Origin of the sequence: Parabacteroides sp. AF18-52 (genome assembly GCF_003479145.1) — a bacterium.
GTDB classification, from domain to species: domain Bacteria; phylum Bacteroidota; class Bacteroidia; order Bacteroidales; family Tannerellaceae; genus Parabacteroides; species Parabacteroides faecis.
The window spans coordinates 627,509-645,180 of record NZ_QUGR01000001.1 but is presented as its reverse complement, the minus strand read 5'-3'; the positions used below and the strand labels follow the sequence as shown (position 1 = coordinate 645,180).

Below are 17,672 nucleotides of genomic sequence, written 5' to 3'. Positions count from 1 at the left end.
TTCTTTTATTACTGTTTATTTCCTTATTCCTAAAACAAATACAGAAGTGGTTAGTTGCAGGAAATAGTATTACATATAAAAGCAAATGTATAAAAAATATTTTGTAATTTTGCACCTTCTAAATAATATGGGTGTGAGGCAAACAATGAATAAATATCTGAAATGGCTGTTACCGGTGATCTTTATCGCCTACTATGGCAGCATTACGTTATTTATTCATGTCCATATAGAACATGGTACGACGATTGTCCATTCGCATCCTTTCGGGAAATTGAACGGCGGTGCCTGCCACCATCATGCTTCCTTATCCGAAATACAATTATTCCACATACTGACAACGCTTAGTGTGGAAGACGGAGCAGTACATGCTCTTTATCTGAATTTTAGTGCACAACAAATTGCTGAAATAGTTGAATATCCGGTCTATCCGGACTATGCGCACCCTGACAAAGGGCAGCTTTCCCTTCGTGCTCCTCCTGTTTTCTGATAACAAATAGTAATACTTCAATTGATAAGGATAGGTGTTTCTAATAAAAACATCCCATCCTTCTAATTTTTCGACCCAGGTCGAAAACGTTTACCACCCAGGTCAAAAACGTTTATCACCTTGGTCAAAAAGGTTTTCGACCTGGGTCAAAAATATAAAACATCGGGTATTTCGGATTAGGAAGTACCGTGTTTTGCATTATAACATTACCTATTTATCAGAACAAATCGCAATGAATAAGATTATAACTCTTATACTGTGCCTGTGCTGTGTCTTTACGACGGCATGGGCGGATGATGCTCCGACCCTGAATCCGTCGGATGCCAATATCGTAGGACATATATTGGATAAGAAAACGGGCGAGCATCTTTCTTTTATCAATGTTTTCCTGAAAGGAACGACGATCGGTACGTCGACTGATGCAACCGGTCATTATTACCTGAAGAACCTGCCGGAAGGTAAGTATACACTGGTGATGAAAACATTAGGCTTTAAGACTATAGAGAAGTCGGTAACTTTGAAAAAAGGGAAAACTCTGGAAGTCAATTTTGATGCGGAAGAGGATTTGGTTGCATTGGACGGAGTGGTCGTATCGGCAAACCGTAACGAGACAACCCGCCGTCTGGCTCCTTCGCTTGTGAATGTGCTCGATTCGAAAACTTTTGAGACGACGCATGCTACCTCTTTGGCGGATGGTCTGAACTTCCAGCCGGGTGTACGTGTGGAAAACAACTGTCAGAATTGCGGATTCCAGCAGGTCCGTATCAATGGACTTGAAGGTCCTTATACGCAGATACTGGTGGATAGCCGTCCGATATTCAGTGCACTGACCGGTGTATATGGTTTGGAGCAGATCCCGGCAAATATGATCGAGCGTGTGGAGATCATGCGTGGGGGAGGTTCAGCTTTATTCGGTTCTTCCGCTATTGCAGGTACGATCAACATCATTACAAAAGAGCCTTTGAGGAATTCCGCACAGATCGCCCATTCATTAACGATGATTGGCGGCGACCGTCCGGATAATAACACGACAATCAATGCGTCGCTGGTGACAGATGATCATAAGGCGGGCATCTATATGTTCGGACAGAATCGCTATCGCGGGGCTTACGACCATGATGGCGACGGCTTTACCGAACTGGGAAAACTGAATGCCCGTACGCTTGGTTTCCGTTCTTATCTGAAGACGAGCACTTATTCGAAGTTGACTTTCGAATATCATAATATCAATGAATACCGTCGTGGCGGTAACTTATTGGATCTGCCTCCTCATGAAGCGGATATAGCCGAGCAAACGGAGCATAATATCAATGGGGGCGGGTTGAAGTTCGATCTCTTCTCGAAAGATTATAAGCATCGTTTGAATGTATATACTTCTGCCCAACATACGCAAAGAAGCAGTTATTACGGTGCCGATAAGAATCCGAATGCTTATGGCAGCACGACGGATATGACTTTTGTAGGTGGCGCTCAGTATTCGTATGAATGGGATAAATGCCTGTTTATGCCTGCCGAATTTACCGGTGGTGCTGAATATAACTACGATGATTTGCAGGATAAGATGCTGGGTTATCACCGTACGATCGAGCAGACAGTGCATATCGGAAGTGTTTTCCTGCAGAACGAATGGAAGAATGAGAAATGGAGTTTTCTTGTCGGGGCGCGTATGGATAAGCATAACCTGATCGATCATGCTATATTCAGTCCGCGTGCCAATGTGCGTTTTAATCCGATCAGCGATGTGAATCTGCGTATGTCCTATTCAAGCGGTTTCCGTGCTCCGCAGGCGTTCGATGAAGATTTGCATATCACGGCTGTAGGTGGTGATGTGGCTATTATTCAGATATCTCCCGACCTGAAAGAGGAAAACTCGCAGAGTGTGAGTCTTTCTGCTGATTTTTATCGTCGTTTCGGTCCGGTCCAGACTAATTTCCTGGTAGAAGGTTTCTATACGGATTTACGAAATGTATTCATCCTGGAAGAGATTGGACGTGACAATGATAACAACCTGCTGATGGAACGCCGTAACGGGAAAGGGGCTCGTGTAATGGGGATTAACCTGGAAGCAAAGGCGGTATATTCGTGGATGCAGATACAGGCAGGTGCAACTATCCAGCGCAGCCGTTATAAAGAGCCGGAAAGTTGGAGCGAGAATAAGAATCTGGAACCTCAGAAAAAGATGTTCCGTTCGCCGGATGTGTATGGCTACTTCACTTCCTCATTTACTCCGGTGAAAAGATTTACGGCTTCGTTGACCGGTACTTATACCGGGAGCATGCTGGTTCAGCATCTGGCTGGTTATATTCCGGAAGACCGGGAAGAGAAGACAAAAGATTTCTTTGACCTGAATGTGAAGGTAGCATACGATTTCCCTCTTTACCAGTCTGTTACTTTGCAGGTAAATGCAGGTGTTCAGAATATCTTTAATTCCTATCAGGATGATTTTGATAAATACGAGAAACGTGATGCCGGATATATCTATGGTCCGGGTATTCCGCGCAGTTATTTTATCGGATGTAAGATCAGTTATTGATAGGCTGATATAAAAATATTCGGGAAAGCCCGGTAGAAGTTCCTTGCTTTTACCGGGCTTTATGTTTACTTTAGCGTCAATTTAATAAATCTATATAACATGAATTTAAGTGATCCTAAGGATTGTTTGTATTGCACGAACAATCAGACATTACACGATCTGATGATCGAAATAGCTCCTTTATCCGTATCCAGACTGTTTCTTTTCAAGGAACAAACATATTATGGGCGTTGCCTGGTTTCTTATAAGGACCATGTGCATGATCTGAATATGTTGAGCGATGAGGAAAGAAATGCGTTTATGGCAGATGTGGTAAAGGTAACACGTGCCATGCAGAAGGTATTCAATCCGCAAAAAATAAATTACGGTGCTTATTCCGATAAACTTTCACATCTTCATTTCCATCTGGCTCCCAAATATGAGGACGGCCCTGACTTCGGAGGAACGTTCACTATGAATCCGCAGAAGGTTTATTTGTCGGATAAGGAGTATGAAGGCATGATTGCGAAGTTAAAGGAAGCGTTGGGATAAAAATAAAAACAAAAGGAAAGCTGCCGGGCTTTCCTTTGTTGTTTATTTTAGTTGTTTGATAAAGCTTTCTGGATTCTGGCTGTTAGGCCAAATGCTAACAATGTAGATTGTCTTTTTTTCTACATAGTAAAGGCTTTTATGGTTTCTATGTTCGACAAAGGAACGATAATTTCTTTTACATGTTTCGGTTTCCGGTTCATAAGATCCCATATTGGGATTTAATGCCAGCAAGTCTACGGTTTCTAAAATCCCATTAATGAATTTATCTGCAGCTCTAAGTCCCATTTCTTTTTTGTACCAGGCATAAATTGTTCGAGCTTGTTTTCTTGCTGTGCGTTTCCATGCAATAACTAAAGATTCCTCCATGAAGTGACAGCTTTTCGCATTTCATCTTGTGTGTAATAGACCGAATCTTCCTCTGCCAACCTAAGACTTTCCATCTTTTCTTCATGGGATAACGGGTGCATGGCACTTTCTATTTCTTCATCGGTAACGAAGTCGATATCGTCAACAGTTACCCTACGGGATATTTTAGATTTGTTGGATGCAATCCGCTTGACATACTTCTTTACTCTCTCGATACTTTCTGTGTCTAGGTTGATAATTTCGTTGAACAGTTCCAGGCGTTCACCCTGTAATTCCATTGCTTTCATATATTTACTCCTTCCGGTTTTGATAAAGTACAAATGTATTTATTTTTTTAATAAAGACAATGAAATAAACTTTTTTCTTTCAGGAGGCTGCGGTCACACGGCAATTATACTTGGTGAAGCGTGACCTTACGGAGCGGAGAGCATTCCGCTCCGGTATAACTGTGGCGATATCCATGTAACCAGAGCCATGTCGCTCCCGGATGATCTAACCTTTCAAACTTTTATTTATTGTATCTATGTAGTTAAGTATTTCGTCCCGTCCTTCTTTTTTCTCGGAAGAAGAGAAAAGCATCGGAGGGAGTTCTTCCCATGTTTCAAGTAACTTTTCCTGATAAGCTTTCAGATTTTCCTGTAAGCGTCCTTTGCTGATCTTGTCGATCTTTGTGAAGATGATAGAGAAAGGGATGCCGTTTTCACCCAGCCATTCCATAAATTCCAGGTCGATCTTTTGTGCTTCATGGCGGCAGTCGATCAAGACAAACAGGTTTGTGAGTTGTTCACGTTCCAGGATATAATCTTCGATGATCCGCTGGATATTCTCCCTGCCTTCTTTTCCGCGCTGGGCAAAACCATAACCCGGCAGGTCGACCAGAAACCAGTTGTTGTTGATTATAAAATGATTGATAAGCAAAGTTTTTCCCGGCTTCTGTGAAGTCATAGCCAATCCTTTCTTGCCTGTCAACATATTGATAAGGGAGGATTTGCCAACATTGCTTCGCCCGATAAAGGCATACTCCGGAAAGTTACCTGCGGGGCATTTCTTTACGTCTGTGTTACTGATAACAAATTCTGCACTTTTGATTTCCATATTCTTACGCTTTTATTGTTTTGTGTTTAATACAAACAATTTATGATGTACAAAGGTATAAAAATATTTAGAATTCAAACTTTGGTGGATTTTGAGGATATCTGTTTTTGCCATCATATGATTATTCGAATTCTATCCCATAAAAATTAGCCCATTTCCCCTCGCTTGGTTTTATTGTCAATTTTATACAATGAGTTCCCTGATTTAAATTGTAATTCTCCATTATTTTTGATTTATGGCGTTGATATCCTCTTTTTATTGTTCTGTCGTATTTTTCTCCATCAATATCCACTGATATTTCATAATCACTCATTTCAGCTGTATAAATGGATATATTATATGATCTGTTTTCTTTTGAATTAACACAATATTCTATGGAATTGGAAAGTTCTCCTTTCCAATTTGTAAGCATAAACTGATTGTTATCCCCTGTCTCTATGCCGAATTCTCCGTTGGCAAAGGCCGATAAAGATGATATTATTTCGTTGCATGGGATATTTATTCCTGCGTCGTAAGAATCAATTTCTCCGGATAGCAGAAGGCATGCCGTATCGAATTCTCCGTTGAAACCGCTTATAATAACGTCATCTCCTTCTTTTTTTGCTGTATGATTGGTTTCCATTGAGATAATGGAATTTTTGATCCCTGTTACTTTTATTTCTGAATTGTTTACATTAGGCATCTTTGTTATATACAACTTTGTATTACTGCTTTTTACAGTATATCTACAGAAACAATTATGTTGTCCATATATTTGGTTTAGACTTTTTGCACCTTGTATTCCTCCTATCTTTTGAATTATGTATCCCGCTTTTTCTAAAGGTTCAGATTGTTGTACAGGTATACTTCCATCGTTTTTGGGACCTATGTTAAGAAGAAAATTGCCTCCGTATTGGATACATCTTAATAGGTCGATGATGATTTCTTCTTTGGTCATATAAGAGTTTTGATTTTTAGACTTACTGTATCCCCAGCTTTTTTCGTTTATTGATGTACATAATTCAAATCGCTTGAATTTTTGAATAGATAAATTTAAAGACATCTCAGGAGTAATATAATCTCCTTCATGTTTTGAATATAACCTATCATTAAATATAATGTCTGGCCTTATACTTTCAGCTGCTTGTAAAAAACGGTTGGCTGAATTGGTATTTGTATTTTCAAGATATCCATCCCACCATATTAAATCGACGGATGGATATCTGGTAACAAATTCACGTATTAAATTTTCAGTATAGTCATCATACTGTTTGTGTTCTTTATACCTGCCTTTTATTTCCGGAACATAACCATACGATTCGTTGGTCATCCAATCAATATTTTGTGAAAAATATACACCGAATTTTAAACCTCTGTTGAGGCATGCTTCCTGCATCTCTTTAATAACATCCAATCCTTTTGCTCCACTATTTGATATGTTCCAGTCTGTTAATTTTGTAGGATACATGACGAATCCATCATGATGTTTTAACGTAATAACCAGATAATTCATTCCACAAGATTTTGCTAAATCGGCTATTTGGTTTGCATTAAAATTATGGCAAGTGAAATCTTTTGCATATAATTTATAAGTTTCTCTTGGAATTTTAGCAGTGTACATAATCCACTCTGCACCTACACCTCCTGACAATTTAGGTGAATCGGTAGGATAGACTACTCCATCAAGATCTGTTCCTGCAAATTCACCGGCAGGAACGGAATATACCCCGAAATGAATAAACATACCGAACTTCGCTTCATCCCACCAGTCCATTTTACTTGTAGGTTCAGGAGGTTCAGGCTTATCTATACTATCTTCTTTTAAACATGAAGTTAGGATTATGAGTAGATTAATTATTATAAAACTGTTGTATAAATATTTCATATGATATAATATTTCAATATAGGAAGAGTAATTATAAACTGTTTGTGTTGTATTATGATAATTTTTTTATGACTGATATTAATTGATAAGTCTCATAAATATCACTGCTTAGGTGATAATTAATTTTAATAAAAGTCGCATTGCTCCCGTTTTCTGGAGTGAATGATCGATTTGCGTTATTTGTCATATATAAATGTTTTTTATGTTACTGATGTTGCATCCGTTCTAATATTGATTAATTCATCTACGTTTATTGAAGATTTTATTTTTGTGATTGGAGAATTTGAGTCATTAACAAAAACTATTTTATTGTTAGAGTAATCAATTATATTATTTGTGATATTGACAGTTGTCATTATGCCATATATTTTCCCCGGTTTGGCATAATTAAAGACATTATATCCTACATTTATTTCGCTCATAACATTATTGTTCCCATATATAAAAAAATTGTTATTGAAGTATTATCAATTTGGATCAGATACATTTATAGTATTATTATAAATACTTACAAATGATTTGTCAATAGAGAAATACATTGCCTGCTTTTATATTGTTAGGCGCATTTAATGAACCAAAGTGCATTTTGTCCAGTCATATTATAGATCATATGTATAATCACTATTTTTTGAAACACTTATGTTTTCAAAAATATTAAATTGATTAGGTAAAAGATAATTTATACCCTTTTCTCCTCCATATAAAATAACCGTCACTACCATCACCTGAATTGTTGTATCCTTTTACATAGACTAGTCTGTTGTGATAGGTGAATTCTTTAAAGTTGCTAGATTTTTATTTGTGTCATAATCTAAATATTTAAAAGTTTAAATCTTTTGTTATATAAAACGTGTGAACAAGATAGCTTATTGTTTTTTACGCTTGTTAATTAATATTAAATGAATTTATTTGCGATTATGCGATATAAGCCATTTCGTTTTTCTTATTTGTGTTTGACTGAGGCCGCCCATAATCCGAAGAATGTGATTGCTCCGTTCAGCATCAGCATTTCATAACCGAAGGCATAGCCTGTATGTTGTTTCACCAGATAATCCGTTGCAAAGCAGATCAGCGGTGAAAAGATACATATATAAGGAACATATTTATCACGCGGATGTTTTTTTGTGAATAATCCAAAGACAAATAATCCCAGTAAAGGACCGTAAGTATAGGAAGCAATCATATAGATGGCATCGATCACACTACGGCTGTTTACGGCCTTAAAGATAAGGATAATTATGGCAAATAAGACAGAGATGAGCAAATGGCTCATCAGGCGGGTGCGCTTAGCCTTGGTTGCTTCTTCCTTTTCCACTCCGAGGATGTCGACACAGAAAGAGGTGGTCAATGCCGTCAATGCTGAATCGGCACTGCTGAAAGCCGCCGCTATGATACCGATCGTAAAGAAGATCAGAATGGAATGTCCCAATATGCCGGAAGTACAAAACATAGGCAGGATATCGTCATTTAATACCGGCAATTCGATATTCTTTTGTGAGGCAAGGCTTAGTAACAATACGCCGAGGGCAAGGAACAGGAAGTTCACCGGCGTAAAGGCAAAACCGTACGTGTACATATTCTTTTGTGCATCTTTCAGACTTTTGCAGGACAAGTTCTTTTGCATCATATCCTGATCGAGTCCGGTCATGACGATAGTGATAAAGATTCCGCTGAAAAACTGTTTCACGAAATGTTGCGTACTGTGCCAATCATCGAATTCAAAAATACGGAAATGAGGACTCTCTGTCAATGTCCGCACCATGCCTCCCATATCTAGTTCCATGGCATCTTTTACTTTCCATATAATAACGACCAGCATAGCGACCAGGCAAAGAGCCTGGAGTGTATCTGTCCAGATGATCGTCTTTATGCCGCTTCGGTACGTGTATAGCCATACCAGGAAAATACTGATAATGACGGTTACCCAAAAAGGAATATTCCAGGTGCTGAATACGTAATGCTGCAAGATCAGGACAACCAGATAAAGTCGTGCTGCTGCCCCGACGATCTTTGAAAGCAGAAAGAAGGAAGCCCCTGTTTTGTAACTTCTTCGTCCGATACGGTCTCCGAGGTAGGAGTAGATCGATGTCAGTTGTAGCTTATAATAGAGAGGCAACAATACTTTAGCTATTAATATATATCCGAAGAAAAAGCCGAAAACCGTTTGCATATAAGTCATATCTATGCTCCGTACCATTCCCGGGACCGAGACGAAAGTCACGCCTGAAAGCGATGTCCCGATCATCCCGATGGAAACGATATACCACGGTGATTTACGGTTGCCCAGGAAGAACGCGTCATTGCTTGTGCTTTTTCTACCTGTGATCCAGGCAATCAGCAACAATATGCCAAAATAAATGGCAATTATAGAGAGGATGATATAGCTATTCATTAACCGGTATTTAATTAAGTAGAGCAGGGAAGTTTAATCCCTGTCGAACGTTCGGGGACAAAGATAACAACATTTTACAAAAATGTAATATCATGTAAACTTCTTCTTAATATACGCATTGTTCCTTTGCGGTCGTAAAAAAACAAAGAAAAACAAAAAGAAAATGGAAATAAATAAAAGACGCTTTTCTGTTTTTAACTCGCTTTTAATCGCTGGCTTTTTGACTGTTTTTCCACTCGGAAATTTATCAGCACAACAGGCTGTCCTGATTCATTCTCATAATGATTACCGTCAGCGGGTTCCTTTTTATCAGGCCTATTCGCAGCAGTTATACTCAATCGAAGCGGATGTGTACGCAGTAGAGGAAACCGGAGAACTTCTGGTTGCACATGATCCGGAAGAATTGGGTACGGCATCTACACTGGATGAATTATATATAGAGCCTATACTCTCTTTATATAAACGAAATAACGGACGTCCCTGGAAAAACTCCGATAATAGACTGCAATTACTGATTGAACTCAAAACACCGGAAAAACCGACTCTCGATTGTCTGGTTTCCAAGTTGAATAAATATCCGGAAGTTTTTGATCCGGCTGTTAATCCGGCAGCAGTTCGTATTGTAATTACCGGAAACTGTCCGGCTCCGTCTGATTTTTCCAAATATCCGTCTTATATCTATTTCGATGGACAAATCGGTGTTGACTATACCCCGGAACAATTGGAACGAGTCGGGATAATCAGCGATGCTTTCGGTCGCTATTCTGTATGGAATGGAAAAGGAGCCATGATTGCTCCGGAAAAGAAACTGGTCGCAAACGTGATAGAAAAGGTTCATGCCTTGGGAAAACCGATTCGTTTTTGGGGAGCTCCGGATGGTATCACAGCCTGGAATACATTCCATAATATGGGAGTGGATATCATTAATACGGATAAACCGGAAGCTTGCTCCGATTTCTTTCACAACTTTGAAAGTAAGAATTTCTCGATTATTTCTGATACGCTCAATTTAAGTGAAGAAGTTACCCGAACCGACAGGCTGGATAAGACCACTGCCGGTTTCCGGGGCTTCGGTAAAAAGAACAGGATGCTGACAAAGCCAGTGGAAATTTACACGCCGACTTACCTGAATGATGGTACTGAAAAACCGATTAAAAATGTGATCCTTTTGATTGGTGATGGAATGGGACTGGCTCAGATTTGTGCTGCCCAGACGGTAAATAAAGGTCTTTCTTTTCTGCAATGTAAATATGTAGGGTTACAGCAGACCAATGCGAAAGACCAGTACACTACAGATTCGGCGGGTGCCGGAAGTTCGATTGCTACAGGACAATCTAATTGTAACCGTTATATTAGCATGAGTGAAGATGGTGAGGTATATCCTTCTCTGTCGGAGGTATTGGCTTCTGACGGATTTGCCTGTGGAGTCGTTACATTAGGCAATATTGCAGATGCAACCCCTGCTGCTTTTTACGGTCATGCAACGGAGCGTGACAATACGGATGAAATAACCGATTGGCTTCTGAAAGGTACTCTGACTTTATTGAACGGCAGTGGAATGAATGTACTTACCAAAAGGAAAGATAGCCGTAATTTGGTTGAAGAGTTGAGACCTCAATATAATATAACGACTACTATAGATGATATTAACGAGGTCAAAGGAAAGGTTATCTGTATAGATGAACGGATGGGGCAGGCTACAACCGAGGAATCGCTACCATTGCTTGCCGAGGCAACTCATGCTGCTATCGATAAACTGAAAGAAACGAATGAAAAAGGTTTTTTTCTGATGGTGGAAGGTGCTAAAGTTGATTATGCCGGGCACGCCAATTCTTTACCTGGCTCTGTTATGGAGACACTTAGTTTTGATAAAGCAGTAGCTGAAGCAATGAAATTTGCCGACAGTAATGGAGAAACGTTGGTTATTGTGACAGCCGACCATGAGACCGGTGGGCTGACTTTGGTTGATGGAGATCGTGAGTCTGGACATATTACAGCTCGTTATATGACTGATGATCATACACCGATAATGGTTCCTGTTTTCGCCTATGGTCCCGGAGCTTCACATTTCTGTGGAATTTATCCCAATACTGAAATCTTTCATAAGATATTAAATAGCATAAAACAAATACATTAATTAAAATCATTGAACATGAGATTGTTGGTTACTTATTTTCTTCTCACGTTTTGTTGCGTGAGCGTGTTGTTTGCGCAACAAATCAGCGTGAGAGGAGTGGTTTTTGATGCAAAAACATCGGAACCTATCATTGGAGCAACTGTTGTACAGACTGGAACTGCCAATGGAGCACTCACGAATATCGATGGGGAATATCAGTTGGAAGTCCCTGCGGATGCAGAATTGCAAATCAGTTATCTGGGATATAAACCTTTTACAACTAAAGTGAACGGTCGTTCGCAAATCAATGTTTCACTGGAAGATGACCTGGTGAATCTGGAAGAGGTGGTTGTTATCGGTTACGGACAGGAATCCCGTAAATCGAATCTTTCTGTTGCCGTATCCAAAAAAGATATCGGAGATGATGTAAAAAGCCGTTCGACAAGTGTGATCGGAGCTTTACAGGGGCAGATAGCCGGTGTGACGATCGCTAATAATAGCGGCGATCCGATGTCGTCACCTTCTGTAACGATTCGCGGAAAAGGTTCGCGTGACGGAGAAGCACCTTTATATGTAGTAGATGGTGTATCCGGCGCTCCTTTCAATATGGAAGATGTGGAATCCATCACGATCCTGAAGGATGCGGCTTCTGCTGCTATTTATGGAACGAATGTCGGTTCGGGTGGTGTGATCCTTGTAACGACTAAAAAGGCGAAAGAGGGTAAAATTACTGTTTCTGCTCGTGCTAGTTATGGCGTTCAGTCGGCTTGGAGAAAACCGAAAGTGCTGACTGCCGAAGAATATGTGAAAGTTCGTACCGATGCAGCCAATGTGGACGGAGTTTCGATACCGGCCGGCATCGATCCCGATATTTATCCTTATGGGCAGCAAACTCATACGAACTGGATCGATGAAATATTTCGTACTGGTAAGATACAACGATATGCTCTTTCCTTGAATGGAGGTAGTGAATCTTTGAAATCTTATCTTTCCGCTGAATATAACAAGACAGAGGGTACTTTACTTAATACCTATGCGGAAAACCTGGGGGTAAAAGCAAATATCGATTTCAAGATTAATAAATGGGTATCTCTTTCCGAACGTGTCAACTATGTATATACAAACGGACGAGGCGATATAAATACTTCCAGTCATACGGGGGTCACAGCTTCAGCTATGTTTATGCCTCCTTCCGCTACTGTTTATGAAATGGACCAGGACGGTAATTATGTTTTGGATGATTATGGGAAAAGAAAATTTGGAGGGACAGTCCCTTTGTGGGCAAAAGACCTGGGAGTAGCCGGAACTTTCGGAGAAGTAGTGAATCCTGTGGCAACCCTGATGCGTTTAAACCAGAATCGCCCGAATCAGCAACTGTTTTCAACGACAAGCCTGGTGATAGATCCTATCGAGCATTTGAAGATTCGTTCAGAGTTTTCTGCCGGGACAAAAAATAATTATTATGAAAATTTTAGCGTCCGTGTACTTGAGATCGGTAAAACAAATGATGAGAACTCACGGAATCTGATGTATTCACGTACAAATAACTGGTTGTGGGAAACGGTCGCAACGTATGACCAGATGTTCGGTAAGCATCAGGTGAATGTGATGGGTGGTTATTCAATGAGTTATAACTCTTACAGAGATGCGAATGTAACTGTATATAATTTCCCCGACGAGGATGAATATTCACAAAATCTGGTAAACGGTACGGATTGGACAAAGACAAAACCAAGTGAAAGCCGTACACAGGAATCGCAGGTATCTGTATATGCCCGTGGCTCTTATTCTTATGATGACCGTTATTTCCTGACTGCGAGTATCCGCCGTGATGCTTCATCAAAATTGTATTACAAGAATAATTCCGGTATTTTTCCCGCAGTGTCCGGTGCCTGGAAGATCTCTTCCGAGAAGTTTTTGAAGGATAATCCGGTGATTTCATTGTTGAAGCTACGTGCTAGCTGGGGGCAGATAGGTAATGTAGCCGGTGTGCGTAACTACTCTTATATGTCTAACTTGTCACAGACCGGTGATTATACATATTTGGGAAATAGCCACCAAAACCCGATTCTGGGACTGGGATTGACGACATTTCCTAATCCTGATTTAAAATGGGAGACTTCAGAACAAACAGACTTAGGATTCGATATTGAATTTTTAGAAGGAAAACTGGCTTTCGGGGCTGATTATTTTATTAAGAATACAAAGGACTTAATCGAGGAAGTTCCGCTTGCATCTGTCGGTGGCGTGTCGGTTGCTCCGCTGGGAAATGTAGGTAAAGTGCAGAATAGTGGAGTTGAGTTTACATTAGGTTATGGAGATACATCAAAGGGAGGTTTTTCTTATCATGTGGATGCGAATTTTTCTTTTCTCCGTTCGGAGGTAAAGGATTTGGGAGATCGTGATTTCTTTGCTCATGGATTGACTATCCGTGCTATGCAACCGTTACGTTCCAAAGTCGGACAACCCTGGTATTCTTATTATGTAGTAAAGACAGATGGTATTTTTCAATCACAAGCGGAAATAGATGCCTATACTCATACGGACCAGAATGGAAATATCACGAAGATACAGCCGAATGCAAAACCTGGTGATCAAAAATTCGTAGACCTGAATGGAGATGGAATCATCAATGATAATGACCGCGAATATATGGGTAGTTACACTCCGAAGTTTACATATGGTTTGAATGCATCTTTCGGTTATAAGAATTTCGATCTGAACATAGCCCTGCAAGGTGTTGCCGGAAATAAAATATTCAACGGAGTCAAGGTAATGACCTATGCTGCCGGCCAGGGTTGGAATATGTCTGCCGACGTTTTGGATTCATGGGGGTATAATCATAATTCGGATATCCCTTTGATCAGTATGTCGGATACGAACGGGAATTACAGTACGGTTTCTGACTTTTTCCTGGAAAACGGTAGTTACCTTCGTGTAAAAAATATTACGCTTGGTTATACTTTACCTAAAAGTTTGTTCGGAAATGCACCCGGAGCACCCAATCTGCGTGTGTATGCAAGTGGTGAAAACCTGTTGACTTTCACTAAATATTCAGGAATGGACCCGGAAGTGGGTAATTACGGAGTAGATGGCGGTACATATCCTGTATCCCGTGTAGTTTCTTTTGGATTGAATCTTACATTTTAAGCATATAAACGAATCAAAGTATGAAAACAGTATTGAAAATAGGAATTCTTTGTCTGGCATTGGCCGGATTAACATCTTGTGAGGATTTCCTTACCTATAATAAATATGGAGAACCTTCCAGCGACCGTTTCTGGATGACGGAGAATGATGCGCTTCGTGCAGCTGACGGACTTTATTTCTGGACCGGGGAAGCCGGTGTTGTCGGGCGTGGCTTTATGCATTATTATAATTGTAGTGATGATGTGGTAACAGGACGTACACAAGCCGGTTGTGCTGCCATGAAGAATTTTACGGCGGATTATAGCCGTGATGTCGTGGATAACTGGCCGAAAATGTACCAGTTGATCAAACGTTGTAACGATATTATTTTAAATGTTCCCGATATGAATATCAGTGAAGATACAAAGGATAAAGTCTTGGGACAAGCTTATTTTTTCCGTGCCTGGGCTTACTTTTGGATCGCTCCTTATTACGGGGATAATGGAGAAAACGGAGGTATACCTATTGTAGAGCCGGGTCTGGCAGTAGATGAACTGGATGTACCCCGTGTCAAGAGTGTACGCGATAACTATACTTATTGCATAGAAGATTTTGAAAAGGCAGCCGCATTATTGCCTGACTTTAAAGAATGGGGAGAGGCTGATTACGGCCGTCCGCATAAAACTGCTTGTTGGGCATATATTGCTAAAGTTGCTTTGTTCGATGCTCAGTATGATGCATCTTCTTATGCAACCACTATTGAATATTGTGATAAGGTTATCAACTCAGGAAAGAACCGCCTGTTGGATAATTTCGCCGATGTATTCAAGATCGAGAATAATTACAGTGATGAATATATTTTCTCTTCTCCGTCTTCGGAAGTGGCCGGTTCTTTCCTTCCCGGCGCATTGTTGGAGAATAAAGGTTGGGGGCAATATAACGGTTGGGGGTATTTTACTCCGACAATCGAGTTGGTCGAAGCTTTCGAAGTAGGCGATAAACGTCTGCCTGCCACTATTCTTCAACCAGGTGACAAGTTCTTTTTCCTGGGACAGGAAAAGGTATATTACTCCAATGAAAGTTTGTCCGGTATGCAGTTCAATAAATATATGGATCCGTTCAAGGCGGCAGATGCTATCGGTACGACTGTCAATCCGAACGGCGATAATCCGACAACAAGTCTGAATATACCGTTGATTCGTTATGCCGAAGTGTTGCTAATGAAGGCCGAAGCTTTGATTTGGCAAGGTCAGAACGGAGATGCCTCTTTGAATGAAGTACGTAAACGTGCCGGTTTGTCTCCTAAGCAGAATGCAACGAAGGAAGATTTGATGAATGAACGCCGTTGTGAGTTGGCCGGAGAGTTTTCGAATCGTATGTTGGATCTGATCCGTTGGGGTGTTGCGAAGAATTATGTGGAGAAACCTTTACATGGATATAGTGTTAAAGCTAAAATCCCGGTTCCTCAGTCGAAAGACGATTTGGAGATAACAGAAATAGAAGCCTGGCCGTCCCGTACATTCAATGCATCGGTCAATCATGTATTCCCTATACCAACAAACGAGATATCAAAGAGTAAGAATCTGATACAGAACAAAGGTTATTAATAATTTTATCGGTATTTTTCCCCATTTTGTGGGGAAAATACCCTTATTAATCTATTTTGCTTGGTTACTTGTAGAGTTATTTATTCCTTTGTAATCAGTTAGAGCTCGTGAGAGTAAAGACAACCGGCTACCACTAGGAGCCGGAAAGATAGGTAAACACAAAAAAAGGCCGCTATCGTGAGATTAGCGACCTTTTTAGATTTTAATATGTTTGTATCTGAATGCTTGTGGAAAGGAACTAATATCTTTTCTCAATTTTAGCTCCCCGGAAATAATGTGACAATATCTCCGTATAAGAATAGCCCTGTTCGCCCATAACTGCTGCGCCGATCTGGCAAAGCCCTACACCATGTCCCCAACCGGCACCCGTCAGTACGAAACGCTGCGGGATGTTGAGGCGCATATTTTCCTTATCAACAACGAAAGCAGAACTATACAGATGGGTTTCCGATAAGGTCCGCCGTATTTCCAACTCCTTGCCGATCGTATAAATACGGCGTGTTCCTACGATCTGTAACTTTTCGATACGTCCGGAACTCCCTCTTTCCAATGGGATCAGATCTTGTATCTCGCCGAAGTCGATGCCACTTTTGCGGTGGATCAGTCCGGCAAGTTCCTCCTGTGTATAAGTCACTTTCCAACGATAGAAATTAGTTGTTTCCTGATCATAATTGTTCAGCACCTGGCTCAATATCTTTTGATCTGTCGTATTGCAAAAAGCATCGGGCGAATTGCGTATCCACATTTCTGCTTCGACCGGATCGGTCAGGTCAGGAAAAGCGCTCTCCTTGCTGTCGCGAACGGCTGTCAGATAGGAGTGGGGCACAGGCTCCCAGCAATGTTCGAATTGCTCGGTTACGCCTCCGCAGCATTTGGAAAAGCGGGTATCGCAAATCGATTCGCCATCGGTCAGTATTTCGCCGCGTGTTTCGTGGATCACTTCTTCCACTATCGGAGTGGAGGCGCGGGTGATGCCCTGGTAACGTTGGCAATGATCATCGGCACAGACATCGAACATACCATGATCATCGCGGTCGTACCAACGGATCAATTGGTCACGGTCGCGTTCACAACTTTTGTATTTCTCCGGTGCTTTTCCCAGGCGGAACGTCTTTTCAATCTGTGCCAGCAACCAACTGCGGGAGATCACGGCGTGTGCCTTCAGCAACTCTTTTGAAGCTGTGGCACTCATTTCCGACGAGATCACACTGGTGAGATATTCTTCAACATCGATGCTGTTGATCACCACAATACCTTCATTCCCTGCTACCAGGTTCAATGCACCTTTGAATCGTTGGTCTTCCTGTCTTTGCCAGTGAAAATCAACTCCGATCGTAACAGCTTTCAGATCGAATGAAGAATCAGGCGAAGCCGGTTCAAAGAAAAGTTCCTTATACAGCTTGCCGTTGTATACTATATTCCCGTTTACGAACAACGCCCGTTGTTCTCCCGTCAGAAAAGAACTGCTCTCGGTGTGGATATATTCTCCGTTGAATACGAATGAGAGTGCCTTTTCCGTCATAATCCCAACATTAACTAACGGTGCATCCAT

At 40.8% G+C, this 17,672-nt stretch carries 13 protein-coding genes; 6 read left to right on the top strand and 7 right to left on the bottom strand.

Annotated features, from left to right (window positions below; genetic code table 11):
- Positions 1-133 precede the first annotated feature (133 nt).
- The 3 genes from DWX23_RS02690 to DWX23_RS02680 all read left to right on the top strand — a co-directional run bounded on the left by DWX23_RS02690 (position 134) and on the right by DWX23_RS02680 (position 3,551).
- Positions 134-487, top strand: a complete 354-nt coding sequence (locus DWX23_RS02690; protein ID WP_229801066.1) for a hypothetical protein — start codon at positions 134-136, stop codon at positions 485-487.
- Between the two features lie 232 nt (positions 488-719).
- Positions 720-3,020, top strand: coding sequence for a TonB-dependent receptor (locus DWX23_RS02685; protein WP_122373299.1), 2,301 nt, complete (start codon positions 720-722; stop codon positions 3,018-3,020).
- Positions 3,021-3,119: 99 nt separating this feature from the next.
- Complete coding sequence (locus tag DWX23_RS02680; protein WP_122373298.1) at positions 3,120-3,551, top strand: HIT family protein; 432 nt, start codon at positions 3,120-3,122, stop codon at positions 3,549-3,551.
- Between the two features lie 42 nt (positions 3,552-3,593).
- Here the strand turns inward: DWX23_RS02680 and DWX23_RS02675 are convergent, their stop codons facing one another.
- The 6 genes from DWX23_RS02675 to DWX23_RS02650 all read right to left on the bottom strand — a co-directional run bounded on the left by DWX23_RS02675 (position 3,594) and on the right by DWX23_RS02650 (position 9,268).
- The gene (locus DWX23_RS02675) at positions 3,594-3,917 is read right to left on the bottom strand and encodes a type II toxin-antitoxin system RelE/ParE family toxin (RefSeq protein WP_122373297.1); all 324 of its coding nucleotides are present in this window, start codon (positions 3,915-3,917) and stop codon (positions 3,594-3,596) included.
- Complete coding sequence (locus DWX23_RS02670) at positions 3,902-4,204, bottom strand: hypothetical protein (protein WP_229801065.1); 303 nt, start codon at positions 4,202-4,204, stop codon at positions 3,902-3,904. Before DWX23_RS02670 ends, DWX23_RS02675 begins: the two co-directional genes overlap by 16 nt.
- A 205-nt stretch (positions 4,205-4,409) precedes the next feature.
- Positions 4,410-5,012 (bottom strand): ribosome biogenesis GTP-binding protein YihA/YsxC, encoded by a 603-nt coding sequence (yihA, locus tag DWX23_RS02665; RefSeq protein ID WP_122351358.1) that lies wholly within the window; start codon positions 5,010-5,012, stop codon positions 4,410-4,412.
- Positions 5,013-5,133: 121 nt separating this feature from the next.
- Complete coding sequence (locus DWX23_RS02660; protein ID WP_122373296.1) at positions 5,134-6,876, bottom strand: alpha-L-fucosidase; 1,743 nt, start codon at positions 6,874-6,876, stop codon at positions 5,134-5,136.
- Positions 6,877-7,076: 200 nt separating this feature from the next.
- Complete coding sequence (locus tag DWX23_RS02655) at positions 7,077-7,298, bottom strand: hypothetical protein (RefSeq protein ID WP_122373295.1); 222 nt, start codon at positions 7,296-7,298, stop codon at positions 7,077-7,079.
- Positions 7,299-7,819: 521 nt separating this feature from the next.
- A complete protein-coding gene (locus DWX23_RS02650; protein WP_122373294.1) occupies positions 7,820-9,268 on the bottom strand; it encodes a sodium:solute symporter in 1,449 nt (482 codons plus the stop codon).
- Positions 9,269-9,431: 163 nt separating this feature from the next.
- Here DWX23_RS02650 and DWX23_RS02645 point away from each other — a divergent pair, with 163 nt between their 5' ends.
- From DWX23_RS02645 to DWX23_RS02635, 3 genes are read left to right on the top strand one after another with little or no spacing between them, the layout of a single operon-like run.
- Positions 9,432-11,405: an alkaline phosphatase gene (locus DWX23_RS02645; RefSeq protein ID WP_122373293.1), complete on the top strand. Its 1,974-nt coding sequence runs from the start codon at positions 9,432-9,434 to the stop codon at positions 11,403-11,405.
- Between the two features lie 15 nt (positions 11,406-11,420).
- Positions 11,421-14,534 (top strand): TonB-dependent receptor, encoded by a 3,114-nt coding sequence (locus tag DWX23_RS02640; protein WP_122351355.1) that lies wholly within the window; start codon positions 11,421-11,423, stop codon positions 14,532-14,534.
- A 20-nt stretch (positions 14,535-14,554) separates the two neighbouring features.
- The gene (locus tag DWX23_RS02635; RefSeq protein WP_122373292.1) at positions 14,555-16,120 is read left to right on the top strand and encodes a RagB/SusD family nutrient uptake outer membrane protein; all 1,566 of its coding nucleotides are present in this window, start codon (positions 14,555-14,557) and stop codon (positions 16,118-16,120) included.
- A gap of 238 nt (positions 16,121-16,358) precedes the next feature.
- On the opposite strand, the gene DWX23_RS02630 is transcribed toward DWX23_RS02635, so the two are convergent.
- Complete coding sequence (locus tag DWX23_RS02630) at positions 16,359-17,672, bottom strand: SpoIID/LytB domain-containing protein (RefSeq protein ID WP_122373291.1); 1,314 nt, start codon at positions 17,670-17,672, stop codon at positions 16,359-16,361.

Coding starts and splice junctions, on each gene's coding strand:
- DWX23_RS02670 (WP_229801065.1), bottom strand. CDS start 4,204: ATGAAAGCAATGGAATTACAGGGTGAACGCCTGGAACTGTTCAACGAA.
- yihA (WP_122351358.1), bottom strand. CDS start 5,012: ATGGAAATCAAAAGTGCAGAATTTGTTATCAGTAACACAGACGTAAAG.
- DWX23_RS02635 (WP_122373292.1), top strand. CDS start 14,555: ATGAAAACAGTATTGAAAATAGGAATTCTTTGTCTGGCATTGGCCGGA.
- DWX23_RS02645 (WP_122373293.1), top strand. CDS start 9,432: ATGGAAATAAATAAAAGACGCTTTTCTGTTTTTAACTCGCTTTTAATC.
- DWX23_RS02685 (WP_122373299.1), top strand. CDS start 720: ATGAATAAGATTATAACTCTTATACTGTGCCTGTGCTGTGTCTTTACG.
- DWX23_RS02630 (WP_122373291.1), bottom strand. CDS start 17,672: ATGGATGCACCGTTAGTTAATGTTGGGATTATGACGGAAAAGGCACTC.
- DWX23_RS02640 (WP_122351355.1), top strand. CDS start 11,421: ATGAGATTGTTGGTTACTTATTTTCTTCTCACGTTTTGTTGCGTGAGC.
- DWX23_RS02675 (WP_122373297.1), bottom strand. CDS start 3,917: ATGGAGGAATCTTTAGTTATTGCATGGAAACGCACAGCAAGAAAACAA.
- DWX23_RS02680 (WP_122373298.1), top strand. CDS start 3,120: ATGAATTTAAGTGATCCTAAGGATTGTTTGTATTGCACGAACAATCAG.
- DWX23_RS02655 (WP_122373295.1), bottom strand. CDS start 7,298: ATGAGCGAAATAAATGTAGGATATAATGTCTTTAATTATGCCAAACCG.
- DWX23_RS02660 (WP_122373296.1), bottom strand. CDS start 6,876: ATGAAATATTTATACAACAGTTTTATAATAATTAATCTACTCATAATC.
- DWX23_RS02650 (WP_122373294.1), bottom strand. CDS start 9,268: ATGAATAGCTATATCATCCTCTCTATAATTGCCATTTATTTTGGCATA.